The sequence below is a fragment of the Chitinophaga sp. W2I13 genome, assembly GCF_050434005.1.
Classification (GTDB): Bacteria; Bacteroidota; Bacteroidia; order Chitinophagales; family Chitinophagaceae; genus Chitinophaga.
In genome coordinates this window covers 4,017,189-4,034,983 of sequence record NZ_JBNPWD010000001.1, presented here as the reverse complement: position 1 = coordinate 4,034,983, position 17,795 = coordinate 4,017,189, and the positions used below count along the sequence as shown (strand labels likewise).

15 protein-coding genes are annotated in these 17,795 nt (G+C 47.0%); 5 read left to right on the top strand and 10 right to left on the bottom strand.

The features are described 5' to 3' along the window. Positions 1–30 precede the first annotated feature (30 nt). The 5 genes from ilvB to QFZ48_RS16805 form a co-directional block, all read right to left on the bottom strand. Complete coding sequence (gene ilvB / locus QFZ48_RS16825; RefSeq protein ID WP_370912357.1) at positions 31–1,779, bottom strand: biosynthetic-type acetolactate synthase large subunit; 1,749 nt, start codon at positions 1,777–1,779, stop codon at positions 31–33. Continuing rightward, complete coding sequence (ilvD, locus tag QFZ48_RS16820; protein ID WP_429050916.1) at positions 1,745–3,424, bottom strand: dihydroxy-acid dehydratase; 1,680 nt, start codon at positions 3,422–3,424, stop codon at positions 1,745–1,747. The genes ilvB and ilvD overlap by 35 nt, the downstream gene beginning before the upstream one ends. 247 nt (positions 3,425–3,671) lie before the next feature. Further along, positions 3,672–4,574 carry a branched-chain amino acid transaminase gene (locus QFZ48_RS16815; protein ID WP_370912355.1) on the bottom strand — a complete coding sequence of 301 codons (903 nt, stop codon included), beginning with the start codon at positions 4,572–4,574 and terminating at the stop codon, positions 3,672–3,674. 710 nt (positions 4,575–5,284) lie between these two features. Then, on the bottom strand, positions 5,285–6,382 hold the full coding sequence (locus tag QFZ48_RS16810) for a phosphotransferase enzyme family protein (RefSeq protein ID WP_429050918.1): 1,098 nt from the start codon (positions 6,380–6,382) through the stop codon (positions 5,285–5,287). Continuing rightward, positions 6,373–7,275, bottom strand: a complete 903-nt coding sequence (locus QFZ48_RS16805) for a sugar phosphate nucleotidyltransferase (RefSeq protein ID WP_370912353.1) — start codon at positions 7,273–7,275, stop codon at positions 6,373–6,375. The genes QFZ48_RS16810 and QFZ48_RS16805 overlap by 10 nt, the downstream gene beginning before the upstream one ends. 131 nt (positions 7,276–7,406) lie before the next feature. Here QFZ48_RS16805 and QFZ48_RS16800 point away from each other — a divergent pair, with 131 nt between their 5' ends. The 3 genes from QFZ48_RS16800 (at position 7,407) to QFZ48_RS16790 (ending at position 10,523) form a co-directional block, all read left to right on the top strand. Continuing rightward, on the top strand, positions 7,407–8,747 hold the full coding sequence (locus QFZ48_RS16800) for an alpha-L-fucosidase (protein ID WP_429050920.1): 1,341 nt from the start codon (positions 7,407–7,409) through the stop codon (positions 8,745–8,747). Positions 8,748–8,776: 29 nt separating this feature from the next. After that, positions 8,777–9,724 carry a 1-aminocyclopropane-1-carboxylate deaminase/D-cysteine desulfhydrase gene (locus QFZ48_RS16795; RefSeq protein ID WP_429063053.1) on the top strand — a complete coding sequence of 316 codons (948 nt, stop codon included), beginning with the start codon at positions 8,777–8,779 and terminating at the stop codon, positions 9,722–9,724. Between the two features lie 67 nt (positions 9,725–9,791). Next, positions 9,792–10,523, top strand: a complete 732-nt coding sequence (locus QFZ48_RS16790; protein ID WP_429050924.1) for a hypothetical protein — start codon at positions 9,792–9,794, stop codon at positions 10,521–10,523. On the opposite strand, the gene lipB is transcribed toward QFZ48_RS16790, so the two are convergent. Further along, positions 10,524–11,288, bottom strand: coding sequence for a lipoyl(octanoyl) transferase LipB (lipB, locus tag QFZ48_RS16785; RefSeq protein ID WP_429050926.1), 765 nt, complete (start codon positions 11,286–11,288; stop codon positions 10,524–10,526). It abuts the gene before it with no gap. Positions 11,289–11,346: 58 nt separating this feature from the next. On the opposite strand from lipB, the gene QFZ48_RS16780 reads away from it, so the two are divergent. Further along, the gene (locus QFZ48_RS16780) at positions 11,347–12,420 is read left to right on the top strand and encodes an RluA family pseudouridine synthase (RefSeq protein WP_370912348.1); all 1,074 of its coding nucleotides are present in this window, start codon (positions 11,347–11,349) and stop codon (positions 12,418–12,420) included. Between the two features lie 165 nt (positions 12,421–12,585). Next, positions 12,586–14,214, top strand: a complete 1,629-nt coding sequence (locus tag QFZ48_RS16775) for a gliding motility-associated C-terminal domain-containing protein (RefSeq protein WP_429063052.1) — start codon at positions 12,586–12,588, stop codon at positions 14,212–14,214. Positions 14,215–14,217: 3 nt separating this feature from the next. Here the strand turns inward: QFZ48_RS16775 and QFZ48_RS16770 are convergent, their stop codons facing one another. From QFZ48_RS16770 to QFZ48_RS16755, 4 genes are all read right to left on the bottom strand, one after another. Beyond that, positions 14,218–15,168 carry a hypothetical protein gene (locus QFZ48_RS16770; RefSeq protein WP_429050930.1) on the bottom strand — a complete coding sequence of 317 codons (951 nt, stop codon included), beginning with the start codon at positions 15,166–15,168 and terminating at the stop codon, positions 14,218–14,220. Positions 15,169–15,300: 132 nt separating this feature from the next. Continuing rightward, complete coding sequence (locus QFZ48_RS16765) at positions 15,301–16,095, bottom strand: anti-sigma factor (RefSeq protein WP_429063051.1); 795 nt, start codon at positions 16,093–16,095, stop codon at positions 15,301–15,303. Positions 16,096–16,164: 69 nt separating this feature from the next. Beyond that, positions 16,165–16,713, bottom strand: a complete 549-nt coding sequence (locus QFZ48_RS16760) for an RNA polymerase sigma factor (RefSeq protein WP_429063050.1) — start codon at positions 16,711–16,713, stop codon at positions 16,165–16,167. A 188-nt stretch (positions 16,714–16,901) separates the two neighbouring features. Continuing rightward, a complete protein-coding gene (locus tag QFZ48_RS16755) occupies positions 16,902–17,771 on the bottom strand; it encodes an anti-sigma factor domain-containing protein (RefSeq protein WP_429063049.1) in 870 nt (289 codons plus the stop codon). Positions 17,772–17,795 lie beyond the last annotated feature (24 nt).

The following is a 17,795-nucleotide window of genomic DNA, read 5'->3' as shown; positions in this document are numbered from 1 at the left end:
AATGATCAATGTGAATCCTCCGGGATGCTGCTACTCCAGCCTGATGCTGGAAACAGGAGCACCTGCGGGCACCATAGGGAATACGTTATCTTCTTTTTCCACTACCACTTCCAGCAGATAAGCACCCTTGTGCGCCAGCATTTCATCAATAGCGGCGGATATATCTTCCCTTGCTGTTACTTTTTTGCCGGGGATATAAAATCCTTTGGCAACCTGTACAAAGTCGGGATTGACCATTTCAGTGGAGGAATAGCGCCTGTCGAAAAACAGCTGCTGCCATTGTCTTACCATTCCCAGGAAGTTGTTATTCAGGATCACTATTTTCACACCAATCTGTGACTGGTGAATAGTGGCCAGTTCCTGTAAGGTCATCTGGAAACAACCATCGCCGATAATAGCAACTACTTCTTTTTCGGGCGTACCGGTTTTAGCGCCCATTGCTGCCGGCAGCGAAAAGCCCATCGTACCCATTCCACCTGAGGTGACATTGGTATTGGGATTTTTGAAGCGGTAATAGCGGGAGGCTACCATCTGGTGCTGACCGACATCTGTTACCAGCACTGCTTCGCCTTTGGTTTTTTCTGAGATCAGGCGGATTACTTCTGCCATTTTCAGCTCACCTTCCTGTGGATACAGTTCAGCATGCTGTACTTTATCATATTCTTTTTTATCAGCGGCGCGGAATTCTTCCAGCCAGGCGGCATGCTCAGCAGGGTTTACCTGTTTGATCAATGCTGCCAGGGCTGGCTTTGCATCTGCGTGAACGGCTACATCAGCTTTGATGATCTTATTGATCTCTGCTGCATCGATTTCGATGTGTATAACTTTGGCGTTGGGAACATAGGTGCCTACATCGCCCGTTACACGGTCATCAAAGCGCATTCCCACTGCGATCACCACATCGGCTTCGCCGGTGAGCATGTTAGGACCATAGTTACCATGCATTCCCAGCATACCTACATACAGCGGGTGATCTACCGGTACGGCAGACAGGCCCAGTAAAGTAGATCCGATAGGAATGGCGGCTTTTTCCGCCAGCGCGATCAGTTCTTTTTCGGCACCTGATAACAGTACGCCATGGCCACAGAGGATGAATGGCTTCTTTGCACCGTTGATCAACGCTGCTGCTGCTGTTACCGCATCCTGGTTTAATTCAGGAATAGGACGGTAACTGCGGATATATTCACATTTCTTGTACTCGTATTCAAATTCCCCGAACTGTGCGTTTTTGGTGATATCCACCAGTACAGGGCCGGGACGGCCGCTGCGGGCAATGTAAAATGCTTTGGCCATTGCGCCCGGAATATCTTCCGGACGGGTCACCTGTATATTCCACTTGGTGATAGGCATGGTAATGCCGATCACATCTGTTTCCTGAAATGCATCGGTTCCTAACAGGGCGGCAGCTACCTGGCCGGTTACGCATACCATTGGGGTACTGTCCATATAAGCGTCGGCCAAACCTGTAACCAGGTTGGTGGCGCCCGGACCGGAAGTAGCAAAAGCTACACCTACCTTACCGGAACTGCGTGCATAACCTTGTGCAGCATGAGTGGCACCCTGTTCGTGCCGGACGAGTATGTGATGGACCTGATCCTGGAAATCGTAAAGGGCATCATAAATAGGCATGATCGCCCCGCCGGGATATCCGAAAATGGTGTCCACTCCTTCTTCGATCAGGGAGCGGATCACTGCTTCGGAACCTGTAATCACAGGCTTTGCAGCTAACTGTTTATCTGCTATCTCAGGCTTCATCGGTAACACATCCTTCTGTTGCATTTTTTACAAGTTTTGCGTACTTAAATAAGATTCCATTGGTCACTCTCAATGCGGGTTGTATCCACGCTGCCCGGCGTGCGGCCAGTTCTTCGTCACTGATTTCCACATTGATAAAGTTCTTCGTTGCGTCTATTTCGATGATATCGTTGTCTTGTACAAGTGCGATATTTCCCCCTTCAAAAGCTTCCGGGGTGATATGGCCTACCACAAATCCGTGGGTACCACCGGAGAAGCGGCCATCGGTAATGAGGGCTACGCTTTTGCCTAATCCCACGCCCATGATGGCGCTGGTAGGTTTCAGCATTTCCGGCATACCTGGTGCGCCTTTCGGGCCTACCTGGCGGATCACCACTACATCTCCTTCTTTTACTTTACCGGAGGTGATACCTGCGATCAGTTCAAATTCGCCGTCGAATACACGGGCGGGGCCTCTGAAGCGTTCGCCTTCCTTACCGGTGATCTTCGCTACGGAGCCTTCTGTGGCGAGGTTACCGTAAAGGATCTGGATGTGGGCGGTTGGTTTCAGTGGTTTTTCCAGCGGCACAATGATATCCTGTGTGCTGAAGTCTATGTCTGCCACGTTTTCCAGGTTTTCGGCGATTGTTTTACCGGTAACCGTCATACAATGGCCGTGGATATATCCTTTTTTCAGGAGGTATTTCATTACCAAAGGAACACCGCCGATATTGTGGAGGTCTTCCATGAGGTATTTACCACTTGGTTTCAGGTCGGCGATCAGCGGTGTTTTGTCGCTGATGCGCTGAAAATCTTCCAGCCTGATGGAAATGCCTACTGACTTCGCGATGGCGATAAAGTGCAGTACGGCGTTGGTGCTGCCACCCAGGGCCATGATGATGGTGAGGGCATTTTCAAATGCCTCTTTGGTCATGATGTCCTTAGGTTTAATATCTCTTTCAAGGAGCAGGCGGATGTATTTACCGGCAGCAATACATTCATCTTTTTTGTCCTGGCTCAATGCGGGGTTGGATGAGCTGTATGGGAGGCTCATACCGAGTGCTTCGATAGCGGAAGACATGGTATTAGCGGTGTACATACCGCCACAGGCGCCTGCGCCGGGGCAGGAATTCTGTACAATGCCTTTGAAATCGCCTTCATCCAGTTTACCGGCCATTTTCTGACCTAATGCTTCAAATGCAGAGATGATGTTGAGATCCTGGCCTTTATATTTTCCGGGTGCGATAGTACCACCATAAACCATGATAGAGGGGCGGTTGAGGCGACCCATCGCCATCAGGGAGCCGGGCATATTCTTATCGCAGCCTGGTACGGTGATCAGGGCGTCGTAATACTGTGCTCCTGCAACGGTTTCAATGGAATCTGCAATCAGATCACGGCTAACAAGGGAATAACGCATCCCCGGCGTACCATTGCTCATACCATCGCTGACGCCAATGGTATGGAAAATGAGTCCGACCAGATCATTTGCCCAGACGCCTTTTTTGACATCTTTAGCCAGATCGTTCAGGTGCATATTGCAGGTGTTGCCATCGTAGCCCATGCTAACGATACCCACCTGTGCTTTTTTCAGATCTTCTTCTGTTAAACCAATTCCATACAATTGTGCCTGCGCAGCTGGTTGCGTAGGGTCTTGCGTGATCGTCTTGCTGTATTTATTTAATTCCATTGCTTTTTGTTATTACCCCGATTACAGGTGTTTATAGGTACCCTATTTTAAAAACTCTCCACAAATTACCCGGTGGCGTCGTCAAATTCAAACCAACTTATTCCAATTTACCGGTCTTCAAATCTGCCTTTTAAGCTTTAAAACCCTTTACTGTAAAGGATTATAAGTTTTTCGATTTACAACCTTCAAAGGATTTTAACTGTCAGCTGTTAGCATTTAGCGAATGCTAACAGCTAACAGCCAACGGTTATGCCAGTTGAGCTTCGCGTTGGAATGCTTTTTCCAGCACTTTAGCTTTGTAGGCCTGTTGGAGTATTTTTCCGAGCGACTGTGCCCAGGGCTTGCTGAAAGACTGACCGTCCAGGGAGTCGATACCGATGATTTCTGCTGCAGTACCGCAGAAGAATGCTGCTTCGGCTTCTTTTAATTCCGGGATGGTAAATAATTTTTGTTCCAGTGGGATATTCAGTTCCTGGCAAAGTTCGATAACAGTGGCGCGGGTGATGCCTGGGAGGATGTTACCGGCGGGAGGAGTGTATATTTTGCCGTCTTTTTCAAAGAAGATGTTAGCACCGGGGCCTTCTGCAACGTAACCATTCATATCCAGCAGCAGCGCTTCATCGTAACCTTTTTCTTTTGCTTCCTGCGAGGCCAGTATTGAGTTTACATAAAGGCCGGCCGACTTGGATTCTATTTTAAAGGCTTTGGGATTTGGTCGTTCGTAGGAGGAAGTCATTACGCGCAACAGCTTTTCTCCCAGGTAAGCTCCCCATTCCCATGCGCAGATCAGGATGTGCGACTCTGCGGCGGCTTTCAGCGTCATATTCGGCGGACAGAACACCAGCGGCCTGATATAAGCTTCTTCCATGTTATTCATCTCCAGTACTTTATAACAAGCGGCGATCAGCTCTTCGTTATCAAATTTGTAGGGGATGTGGATCAGTTCGCAGGAGCGCTTCAGGCGGTCGAAGTGTTCTTTTGCTTTAAAGATCTTCACTTCGCCGTTTGCGGTTTTGTAGGCGCGGATGCCTTCAAAAACAGCATAACCGTAGTGGAGCGACTGACCATACAGGTCAGTTGTAGCAGCATTTGCTTTGGTGTACTCACCGTTGATGTAAAGAAAAGTGTTGTCGTTGTAATAGCTATACATAAAATTGAAATTATACCAGGAATATACAGTCCAAAAAAAAGCCTCCCTCTTTGCGGAGGAAGGCGTTATATTTTGTGATTATATGCACGTTTACCTATCCTCCATACTGGTGGCTAATAATGACAACGACGATAATCACGACCTTCGTGATAGCCCAGTTGAGCTGAGGCACGATGTGATTAAGTTTTATATTGTCTTTATTTACCCACATGGAGGTGCTTATTTTCTTTAGCGTTTCTACAAAAGTATTCGTGAAAAAAATAAAAAACAACAATACAGGCAATATTTAGTAAAAAATTAATCACATTAAGGGTTTTTGAAAATATTTAAAAAAACAAGGCAATAGTTGCTTATTTTCTAAACAAATCACAGGATCGTTATAAATTAATCTACTGGTTTTGTGTACAAAAGACGCGGATTTTGTCTTTCCCGCTGATTACGCTGATTATACTGATTACCCGGATTTTTACTTTTTGGATTTATAAAGGATTAAGGGAGATAAAGCGGATGTATCCGCTTTATCTCCCTTAATTATTATTTTAAGGAAATCTAAAAAATCTAAAAAAAATCCAAAAGTAAAAATCCGGGTAATCAGTATAATCAGCGTAATCCTGAGCCAAGACAATATCCGCTCAAAAAAAATCCCGGTGCTTCCTGCACCGGGATAAAATGATTTCATTTTACTGTTCACGTTCTAAAAATGATTTCATTTACTGTTCACTTGTTACATTGACGTGCAGGCATTTATCGATGATATCCTGCAGTACTGTTTCTTTTTCCATGAGCCGCTGCAGTAAAACCAGTTGATTTTTTGCGCGGTCGTAATTGTGTGTCGGGTACTTGATGGGATAATATACGTCACCGTTCAGATAATCGGTGAGGAAGCGTATCCCCTGCATGTAGATCATAAACTTCCCGGCAAAGAACAGTTGTTCTTTTTCTACTTTTGTCAAAGTACCGCCAATCTCTGCGAGATACCCCTGCATAAGGGCTTCGTAGTATTCTTCGCGGATAACGATCTGGCTGAAATCCCTTTCTTCTTCAGACACGGGGCAAACATAAGTGCGTACCATGTCACCGAGGTCTGAGATGATTTTTCCGGGCATCAGGGTATCCAGGTCACATACACAAATACCTTCATAAGTATCCTTGTTGAGCAATACATTATTGATTTTGGTATCGTGATGCATCAGATGGTCCCTGAATTCAGGATTTGTTTTCAGTTGTTCATACGTTACTGCGATGTCAGAATAGCGGAGGAAATCTTCAATCATCTCTTCTGCTGCAACTTTCCGGTCTTCCTTTGCCGTTCGGATTGCCTCCTGGAAGGCGCTGTACCGAAGGGTCAGGTTGTGAAAGTTTGGAATCGAAGCTTTAAACGGCTTCAGGTCAATTCCCGAAAGGTAACTGGCGAGGCGGCCAAATTGTCTGGCTGCTTCATACGCCTGCTTTGGGTTGTCGGCCTGGTCTACCGTTACGGAATCCGCAATAAAAGGGATCAATCTCCAGTATTCGTTGTCAATTACAAAGAGCTCTTCCCCGTTAACCGTGGGGATCGGCGTAATAAACAGATAGCGGGGATGATGAACTGCCAGGTAATCCGCTGCCATTCTCTGGTTGGCGGCGATAACTCCTGGTTCCTTAAATACGTTTACATTGATCTTTTGTAAAACGTAGCTACTGCCGTCCTGCTTTTTTTCTAACAAAAAAGTGTTGTTGATGTGTCCTGATCCAAATTTTCGGACATTTAATCCTTCAGGCTCAAGTCCGAAAGCCTGAAGGATCCTGCTGTTGGGTTTTATTTCCATAAATTGTCTGGATATTCTCCATTCTTAACCAGCGCCGACAAGCTGGCCTGCACTCCCGGTGCATCTTCTTTGTAAGTAACGCCAAACCATTTTGCACTGGTTGGAATTACTTTTACCTGGCCTATACCACGGCGGGTAAATTCATCGGCTACAATCGTAATAAAGAATTCAGATTTAGGATTGCTGCTGTTTTTCTCCAGAAATTCGCTGAAAAGGCCCTGGCTCAGTTCAAATACGCTCGGGTGGAATCCCCAGAAGTTCATGGATACCGGCGTGTTGGCAGGTAACGGATGTTTGCTGCCATCTGCTTCTTCATAAACGATCTGGTCGTTTTCAGCATATATCTTGGTCCTTTCGTTGATAGCCGCCAGGTTGCCGTCTGCGCTTACTTCGCATACGCCGCGGGAAACAGAACCGTGCTCACTGATAGTTTTGCCCAGTTCATAGCCAACTACGCTGTATACGTTGGGCTTACAGTCGTTATTCAGGAAAGCAGCCATTTTAACGAAAGCATCTGTACCATAAAAGTCATCTGCATTGATCACTGCAAATGGCTCATTGATAGCGTTTTTGGCGCAAAGAACCGCATGGGCAGTACCCCATGGCTTGGTTCTGTCGGCCGGAACCGTATGATCTCCTAAAAATGCATCCATTTCCTGGTATACAAAATCAACAGCCACGCGGCCTTTGAGCTTTGGTTCAAAGATTTCCCTGAACTCAGCCGCAAAATTCTCGCGGATGATGAACACTATTTTTCCAAAACCGGCGCTGATAGCGTCGTAAATAGAGTAGTCAACGATAGTTTCACCGCTGGGGCCAAATTGCTGGATTTGCTTTAAACTGCCGTATCGGCTGGCCATACCGGCCGCCAAAATCAATAAAGTCGGTTGCATTTTTCTGATATTAGTTTTATAAGTGTCAACTATTTACCTAAAAATATCGGCGCTAAATTTAATCATTAAAACTATTTTCACACTTTCTTTTTGTAGTAACGCCCTTTTTTAAAGATTAATTAAACTGAACAATGAAGAGATTATTAGTGCTGGGAGCCGTTGCCATGCAGCTTCTTACTACTGCCAATGCGCAACAGAAAACAAATCCGGATGACATTAAAGAAAAAATGCAGTGGTTCTCCGATGCCAAACTGGGCATTTTCATTCACTGGGGCATCTACTCTGTCAAAGGAATCGATGAATCCTGGTCATTCCACAACAAAAAAATATCCTACCCCGATTATATGCAGCAGCTGAAAGGCTTTACTGCAAACAATTACAACCCGCAGGTATGGGCCGACCTGATCAAAGAATCCGGCGCCCGCTATGCAGTGATGACCACCAAACACCACGATGGCGTAGCGCTGTGGGACAGCAAATACAGTAAACTGGATGTTGCCAACAGTACACCGGCGAAAAGAGACGTGCTCACCCCTCTCTACGCGGCTTTGCGGCGCGATAATATCAAATGTGGTGCCTATTTCTCCCTGATCGACTGGAGCCACAACGATTATCCGCAGTTCCTGAAAGACAGCAACCGCTATGATATCAAAGCCCAGCCCGAAAGATGGCAACGCTTCCTGAAATATTATGAAGGACAAATGGCCGAGGTAATGACGAAGTTCAACCCGGACCTGTGGTGGTTCGATGGCGACTGGGAACACTCCGCCGAAGAATGGGAAGCCCCCAAAATGCGACAAATGCTCACCTCCCATAATCCCAACACCATTATCAACGGACGCCTGCAGGGATACGGCGACTATGAAACGCCGGAACAGAACTTCCCCGTGTCACGCCCGAAATACCACTGGTGGGAACTATGCATGACCATCAACAACAACTGGGGATGGCAGCCACAGGACAACAACTGGAAAACACCTTTTGAAATTATCACCATCTTCGTGGATGCCGTAAGCAATGGCGGCAACCTCCTGCTCGATATCGGCCCCAAAGCCGATGGCAGCATCCCGGAAGAAGAAGTTCACATGCTGAAAGAACTCGGCGCCTGGAACAAACGCAATGGCGAAGCAGTGTTCAATACCATCGGTGGTATTCCGCAGGGACACTTCTACGGCCCCACCACCCTCTCAAAAGATTCCAGCACCCTCTACCTGTTCCTGCCGGCTAAAACCAGTGGCCAGGTAATGGTGAAAGGACTTTCCAATAAAATTGAAAGCATCACCGTACTGGGCAACAACAGCCAGCTGACCCACAAAGTAGTCGGCAAAATTTCCTGGAGTCCTGTACCCGGACTGGTTTTCATAAACGTACCGGAAAATGTACAGGATAAATATATCACTGTGCTGAAAGTGAAGCTGGATAAGGCCGTGAAGCTGTACAGAGGCCAGGGTGGTTTCCTGACCAACGATTAATAAACGATTTTGATTTTATATTTGGGGAGATGAATGCTGCAATATGCCTTCATCTCCCCGATCTTTTTACTGCCTTATCACTTAATCGCTACATGCTTTCTTACGATAACATCACCCTTGAATCCTTTCAAACTTCCTGGCTGCCGGAGCATATCCAGGCTGCCATGCTGCGTTTGGATAAAATTCACCCGGAAGTATCCGGGAATAAGTGGTTTAAGCTGAAATACAACATCGAAGCGGCTAGGACTAATAACCGCAACGGCATCCTTACCTATGGCGGCGCTTACTCCAATCATATTGCAGCCACCGCCCTGGCCTGTAAGGAAGCAGCCTTGCCCTGTGCAGGAATTATCCGTGGAGAAGAGCATAAGGGCCAGTTGAATCATACGCTTCAAACCGCAGCAGACAATGGCATGAAGCTGGTTTTTATTAGCCGGGAAGATTATCGCCATCACAAAGCAGGTAACACCTTATATCCCGGCTATCATGTTGTTCCGGAGGGCGGTCACAATGCCCTGGGCGCCCGGGGCTGTGAAGAGATCCTTTCTATCTTCCCCACAACAAATTATACACATATCCTTTGTGCCGCAGGCACAGGCACCACACTCGCGGGCCTGATCAACAGTGCTGCACCGCATCAGCAGGTAATTGGCATTCCCGTATTAAAGGGCGCTCAGTACCTTGAAAAAGAAATTACTGACCTGCTGCATCCCGGTAATAACAACCGCTGGCGGCTATTATACGAACACCACGGTGGCGGCTATGCCAAAAAATCGCCTGCACTTATAGATTTTATCAATACTGTCTATCAAGAAACAGGTATTCCCACAGATTTTATTTACACCGGCAAACTGGTAATGGCCTTTCGTGATCTGGTCCAGCAGGGCTGCTTTCCGGCGAACAGCAACGTATTGCTGGTACACACCGGAGGCCTCCAGGGCAATCTTTCCCTCCCTCCCGGCGTTCTTTCCTTTTAAAAACTGTTCATTATATTTGAACGGTAGTGTATTTTTGCCAACTTTAAGAGCTCACGGAATAATCAGTATGAAGCAGATTGTGCGTATAACATTTGTTATTGGAATTTTTTTATTGACCGGATTTGCAGGAAAGGCTCAGGCACAGGAGTTTGTGCCACCTGTGCTGCCTAATTTTACCGCTTCTATTAAAACCGGTAGGATACAACTGGACTGGATCTCCGGCTTCACACAGGTAAAGGAAATAGGTATTCAGCGCTCGCTCGACAGCGTACTGAACTTCAATACCATTGGTTACGCCAGCTACCCTACTCAAACAAGGAACGCCTATCTTGATAATAAACCGTTACCGGGCAGTAACTATTACCGTCTCTTTATTTTATTCACCAACGGACGTTTCATGTACAGCAAAACGGTACTGGCCCTGTCCGACAGCACTATCCGCGCCGATCAGAAATTGCAGTATGCCGACATCATGGATGCTTCAAGGGGCCTGAGAGGCAAGGAACAGGAAAACAGGGAGCCGGAAAGAGCATCCTGGCACCCCTCCAACTATATTTACACTACTGCCGATGGCAATATCAACATAAAGCTGCCGGATGCACCGCAAAAGAAGTACTCCATTAAGTTTTATGAATCCAACGGTACTTTCCTTTTCGATATCGACCAGGTAAAAGGCCCTTCCCTCATTTTAGAGAAAGCTATTTTTATGCATGCAGGATGGTTCAACTTCGAAATATTCGAGGAGGGAAAATTAAAGGAGAAATGGAACCTGTTCATTCCGCTCAACTACAAAATGTAACTATACCATTTCAGCGTTAAACACTTCGCCGAAATGTTTACTCAGCTTAGCTTTCACTTCTTCCAGGCTTACCGGCTTACCCACTTCTTTATCTAGTGAGGCTACCTGTTTGTCGGCAATACCACATGCAATGATGTTGTTGAAGTAGTCCATCAGGGTATTCACATTCAGGGCAAAGCCGTGCATGGTTACCCAACGGCTGCAACGAACCCCCATAGCGCATATTTTACGGGCTTTCGCTTTATCGTGCGGATCCAGCCATACGCCGGTTTCTCCGGAAGAACGGTCGCCGGTTACGCCATATTCCGCCAGCGTGCGGATAATCACCTCTTCAAGGCAACGCAGGTATTTACCAATATCTGTAAAGAAATTTTCGAGATCCAGGATAGGATAACCCACCACCTGGCCGGGACCATGAAACGTAATATCTCCGCCACGGTTGGTAGGCACAAAGCCTATCCCCTGCTCCTGCAGCTCCTGTTGGGAGATCAGGAGGTTTTCCATATGACCGCTTTTACCAATGGTATACACGGGAGGATGTTCGCAAAACAACAGGTAGTTGGTAGTGGCTTTTGGCAACTGATCGGCTACCCTGGTTTTCAACTGCACATTTTCCTTCAGCAACTGCTCCTGGTAATCCCAGGCAGCCTGGTAGTCTATTACGCCGAGGTCTCTTACTACAATCTTCTGCTTTACTTTATCCATGATCATATTGGTCTTTTTCAGCTGCGCAAAGGTACGCCAATTCGCTGTGATACGGAACATTTGCCCACAGGGCTGCTAAACTGCCAACTAAGCTTTACCTTTGCAAAAAATTATATTAATGGCTGAAGAATTGCTGGAACTGGAAGATGAGCTGGAAAACGGGGATGGCAGTGAGGAACTATATGAAAAGATTAATATGGTGGTCGACAAAGGACAGGACCCTATCCGTATTGATAAATTCCTTACTAACCGCATAGAAGGCGCCACCCGCAATAAGATCCAACAGGCCCTGGATGGTGAACTGGTGTTGGTGAACGACAAACCCGTTAAGGCCAATTACAAGATCAGGCCACTGGACAGGATTGTCGTGTTTTCCAACCGGAACCCGGAAAATACCGACATCATTCCACAAGAGCTACCGCTGAATATTGTATTTGAAGACGACGATATTATGATCATCGACAAACCCGCCGGCCTGGTAGTACATCCCGGCTGCGGCAACCGCGATGGTACACTGGTGAATGGCCTGTCGTGGTACCTGGGCGATAAAACCCAGGCTACCGAGCCGGAAATCCCGCGCTTCGGGCTGGTACACCGCATCGATAAAAATACCAGCGGATTGCTGGTCATCGCCAAATCCGAAAAAGCGATGAATGACCTGGCCAAACAATTCTTCGATCACACCGTGCATCGCCGCTATATTGCGCTGGTATGGGGCGACTTTGAAGAAGACGAAGGCACCGTGGTGGCCCACGTAGGCCGCCATCAACGCTTACGTAAGATTATGGATGCATATCCGGATGGCGAATATGGCAAGGAAGCCATCACCCACTACCGCGTACTGGAACGGTTTAATTATGTAACCATGGTTGAATGCCGTCTTGAAACCGGCCGCACCCACCAGATCCGTGTACACATGCAGCATATCGGCCACTCGCTGTTTAACGATGAAACCTACGGCGGTAACCGCATTGTGAAAGGAACCGTATACACGAAATACAAACAGTTTGTGGAAAACTGCTTCAGTATTATGCCACGCCACGCCTTGCACGCGCAACAGCTGGGCTTCATACATCCCCGCACCCGCGAGCAGATGTACTTTGAAAGCAACCTACCTTCCGACTTTACCTCCGTACTGGAAAAGTGGAAAAGATATATTGCAGCCAGACCGCTGAAAGACGACGAAGTATAACTTATAACTGGTTTTAGCGGGGAACTGTCTCCGCTAAAATCATCTTCTCCTAAAATTCATATTTATTATTATAAATATTCTACATGTTTAGGTTATCTTAGCAGCAATTACCCATGTCATTACATGAGAGACCAAATATCTGTTTTCTGTCGATTCTTATTCCTTATGCCGGTTTTGCTGGTATGCTGCCTGTTTGGCAACAAGGCCGGCGCCCAGAACACCCCCTTTGCTGTATCCTCTACCTGTGTAAACGATACTTCTTTTTTCCTGATCATCAATCCCGCGGGCATTGACTCTGTGAAGTGGTTTTTTAACGATCCCCCTTCGGGAGATAAAGATTCTTCCAGGAGCATGCAGGCGTATCATATTTATAACAGCGTTGGCACTTATACCGATACCCTCATCGCCTGGCGCAATGGCCTTCCGGATACCACCATTCAATCTGTTACCATTGTTACGCCTGTGATCTTCGATCTCGGCGACCAGGACATTACCCTGTGTGAAGGCGGCACCATGACATTGCAGGCGCCCATCATTCCCGGCGCTACTTACCTGTGGCAGGACAGTTCCACCGGCAGCAGCATTCTTGTAGATACTTCCGCTACCTATAAAGTAAAAATAAATGGCTGTCCGAGTCCCGACTCCGTCAATATTTTCTATACACCCATCCCGGAAATAGAGCTTGGCAAAGACCTCGTGCTATGCACCGGCGAACATATTGCGCTGGATGCTACCGCGCAAAACTGTACGTATCTCTGGAGTACCGGGAATACAGAGCCCACGCAGGATGTTTACACCTCAGGCACTTATCACGTAGACGTATATCCGAAAGGTTGCCCTACCGTGTCGGACGATATCACCATTACGTTCACCGGCGCCCCTTATCCCTTTTCACTGGGTCCGGATACCCTGCTTTGCCCCGGAGAATCGATCCGCGTAGCTCCTGCCATTCCCGAGGCCACCCGGTGGGAATGGAGTACCGGCGCCACCACGCCGGCGGTGACTATTAGCAATACCACTAACCTGTGGGCGCTGGTGGAAATTAACAACACCTGCAGTGTGGTAGATACCATCTTCATTAATTATAACCGTTTAAAAAAACTGGACCTGGGCAACGACACCAGCATCTGCAAAGGAAACTTCCTGGTGCTTACCGCCGATTTCGGAAACGGGCAATATCTCTGGCAGGACAGCTCCGATCAGGCCACGTATTATGTGACCAAGCCCGGCTTCTATTATGTGCATGCACAAATAGGCCGCTGCGAATCGATGGATAGTATCTCTGTAAAATTTGAAGACACCCTGCGGGTAAACCTTGGTCCGGATACACTGCTTTGCAGAAATGAAGTGTACCAGCTGCGCGCTACCGGCGCCGGCGGGGGTACCTATAAATGGCAGGACAGTACCAGCACACCCATGTATACCGTTACGCGGCCAGGGTTTTATGCGATGGTGGCTACCAATAGTTGCGGGCAATCCGTTGACTCGGTAGAAGTAAAATACCACGATTGCGAATGCCAGCTGTATTTTCCTACTGCCTTTTCCCCCAACGGAGATGGAAGAAATGATTATTTCCGGCCGGTATACCGGTGTCCCATATACGATTATACACTCAGCATCTATAACCGCTGGGGAGAACGGATCTTCTTTACCACAGATCCGCAGGTTGGCTGGAACGGGCGTGTAAACGGTATTTTAGCGGATATTGCCACCTATGTATGGATTGTGGATTATAAAGAAGTGATCACCAGGTTTGCTGTGCATAAAACCGGTACCATTACTTTGGTGAATTAGCTATCACTGCGCCCCTGTGAAATTCAGGAACCTGGCTGCGAACACGGCTGTTTCCCTTTTCTTGAAGGGTACGTTCCAGGTGCCGTTATAGGTAACCAGGGCGGGGATCAGGAGGCCATTGTATTTGGTCATCTGTACATCCATCTTCACATTAAAATCAAACAACATCGTTTTGTAGGAAAGAGCATATTTACGGCCAACGATCTCAAAATTATCTTTGTTAAACCAGGTGATCAGCTCATCTATCACCACATCTGCCCTGTCGATGCGGCTCAGGCCGGGCTTTGTTTTGGCGGTAAACACATAGCAGGAGGTCCCATCCACATAGTTTGCAGCAGTGATGGAAAAATCATAATACCGCATTACTTCACTGTTGAAGATGGCTACTTTGGGCCCTACGATGGGCACGCCGCGGATAGGCTTCCCGGGGTTAAAGATCAGCTGTTTCAACTGCGCCTTGTGCCGGGCGAGGCTGCCGCTGGAGCGGTCGGGATCTTCACCTGATTCATCTGTACATACGGTGCCTTTGGTAAAGAAGAGGTTAGCGTATAATTCAGCGGTATAATAATTATAATTTCCTTTGCGGGTATAGAAATCGCCGGTTACTTTTTCGTTAGAAACCTGCATGGTGCGGCACTTCCCTTTCATTTCCTGGTGGGTTTGATTATAAAGGGAGGCCTGTACCTGCGCATTTTTGCCAAGTACCTGGATATCGTTGATGGCGTCAAAACCTACGATATGCAGGTTTTTGAATGCGCGGTAAAAGGTGGTGTCATCTTCCACCCTTTTAATAAAGCTGTTAACGTCGAAGCCTATACGCTTTGCAGCTACAATAACTTCATCCAGGTTAACCGTCATTCCTTTATAGCGGGCTGTGTCCTGAGCGTTGAGTTGTAAACATTGTAACAGGCTGAGGGCAATGGTTCCGGCTATATTTTTCCAAAAATGTGACATAGCTGCAATTTAGTAAAAAAGAGCAAAGTGGGTGCCAGGCAAATACTAAAAACAGAAAGCCGTTGTAAGTAGCACTTACAACAGCTTTCTGTTTTTCTTTAAAAGGAGATAGAGAAGAACTATCTCTTTTTATCAACCGGGGATTTTTCCGGCCACATACATTTGTTCCATAGTAGGCTGCAGCGCACCACCTTTTTTCTCCAGGGTAACAGCAAACATTTGTGCTTTGCCGGTTACTTTCATTTTCTGGAGGAGGCTGGCTGTATCACCCATTTCGAACACGCCCATATCAACCGGTTTGCCATCTACGATAGCCCAGAGTTGATACTGTTTGTCGGCAGTTGGTTCTGGCAGTTTGTTAACTTTCAGATACACTTCCTGACTTTGCGGGTTCCAGAATACAGTAGCTAATGCTTCAGGGAACGCTTTGGTACCTGGCATCGGCACTTTCAGAACTTTAGGATCCTGGATAATTTCCATAGATTCCTGCATTTGTTCTAAGCGGGTTTTGTAAAGATTGCTCTTTGACAAAATGGAGTTCTGGGATACGAGCAAAGATTGGTATTTATCTTTGTACTCCTTGAATTCCTTGTACCGGTTAAAGAACACATAATTTAAAACAAGACTTCCCACCAGCAGCACGGCAGCGGCGGTGGCAAGCCATTTCCAGGATAGGCTTTTAGTTTCTTGCATGGACACTACTTTTGGTTGTTGCAGGTCTTGATCGGGTACAGGTTCACCCTCCTGCAAATTGGGTTCATTATTGATTTGTGTGAATAAACGTTTTTTAATATCCGTCTCCGGATTTTTGCCCTGCAACCTGATATATTCTTCCATACTGCGGCGATAGGCTTCCACCTCTTCGGCCACAGCCGGGTATTGGGCCATAGCGGCTTCCAGCTCCTGAGTTTCTTCATCGCTGGCCATACCTGCTATGTATAGCTCAATAATTCCGGACGATATGAAATGTTGTGGGTCCACTATTGGAAAAAATATTTACTTGTTTAAAATGGTTCTTAATTGATTAATGGCATTGCGCATCCTCGTTTTCACGGTACCCAAAGGGATGTCCATCACCCGGGCAATTTCTTCCTGGGTACAACCTTTATAATATGCTAAATCTATCAGGGTACGCTGTTCTTTGGTAAGCTTTTCCAGGAACCTGGAAAAACCAAGGTAGTCGGCAGATGGCTGCACAGCAATGAGGCTGTCGACTACATGTACGTCATCCGGCATATTCCGGATTTTCTGCTCCATCTTATGTGATTTGGACCGGAGAATATCTATCGCAGTGTTCCGCGCAATATTCAGCATCCAGGTAAAAAGCCTGCCTTTTGTTTCATCGTAGCGGTCGAGATGACGCCAGATCTTCATGAATACGTCCTGCAATACATCCCCGGCGGAGTTGTCGTCGTTCAGTACCTTCACAATCACCCCATATAATGCCGGTGAATACTGGTCATACAGGTAACTGAATATTTTCTGGTCACGGGCTTTTAAACCTTGCACCAGCTCAGCTTCTGTATATGTAGCAGCGTATTCCAAAACAGATTGGATATAATTTTAGATAGTTAGTTACGGATAGATTTCACAACACGACAGAACGGAACATGATCATCATGCCTTCAGCTTTCACGGATATTTTTTTTATAACAGTTGTGCTTCTTTGAAATGGTTAATCGGGGTGCCGGTAAAGGCAAGATACTCATTTATCATGATAAACAAACCCGGCGTTATTTTGCCAGTTTTGCCGACATGCATACCTGGTCCATACTGGGGTCCTGGCTGCCGCCTTTCTTTTCAAGCGTAATGGCAAAGCCTTGTGCGGCAGCCACCGCTTTCATTTGTTGTAACAGTTGTGACGCATCGGCTCCGGTGAGGAACACACCTGCATCTACCAGTTTCTTATTTACTATGGCCCACAGCTGGAATTGCTTACCGGCCGGAGGTATAGGCATTAATTGTGCCTGCAGGTATACGGCCTGTGTGTTTGCATTCCATCCTACGGCTACCAGGTTGCCTGCATACTTGCCGCCGCCGGGGATCTTTGTCCATTTAAAATCGGGGTTATTCAGCGGATCTGCATCTGTTACCACATTGGCGGGCGTTTCCTTCAAACTGGTCAGCGCCTGTTGTTCCTTATCTGCTTCCAGCTTTTCTTTGGTGGCTATGAGCGACTGGTAGCGGCTTTTATAGTCGGTGGATTTACGGAAGAAAAAGAAGTTCATGAAAACACTGCCCAGCAACAAAGCTACAATGGCGGCTGTGAGATACTTCCATAGCTTGTCATTTGATTTTTTTGCCACCGGCAGCTGTTTTACCGGTGTTTCCCGGGCGGGTTGCTGCACTTGTTTTTTCTTTTTTCCGTTCAGGGGAGCGGAGATGGGTGTACGCAGTTCATCCGGCAGCAGGTAGTTTCCTTCCTGCGTGTTTTCCTGACGGATCATTTCCATCAGCCGTTCCTTAATGCCGTAAGGAGGCGCTATCGCGTACAGCTGCACAAAACGCTCCTTGTCATGCTGCAATGAATCCACTGCAGCTTTAACGTCGGGGTATTGAGACACGGCCGTTTCTACCTCACCTTGTTCTGTTTCCGGTAACATACCGAATACATAGCTTTCAAGGAT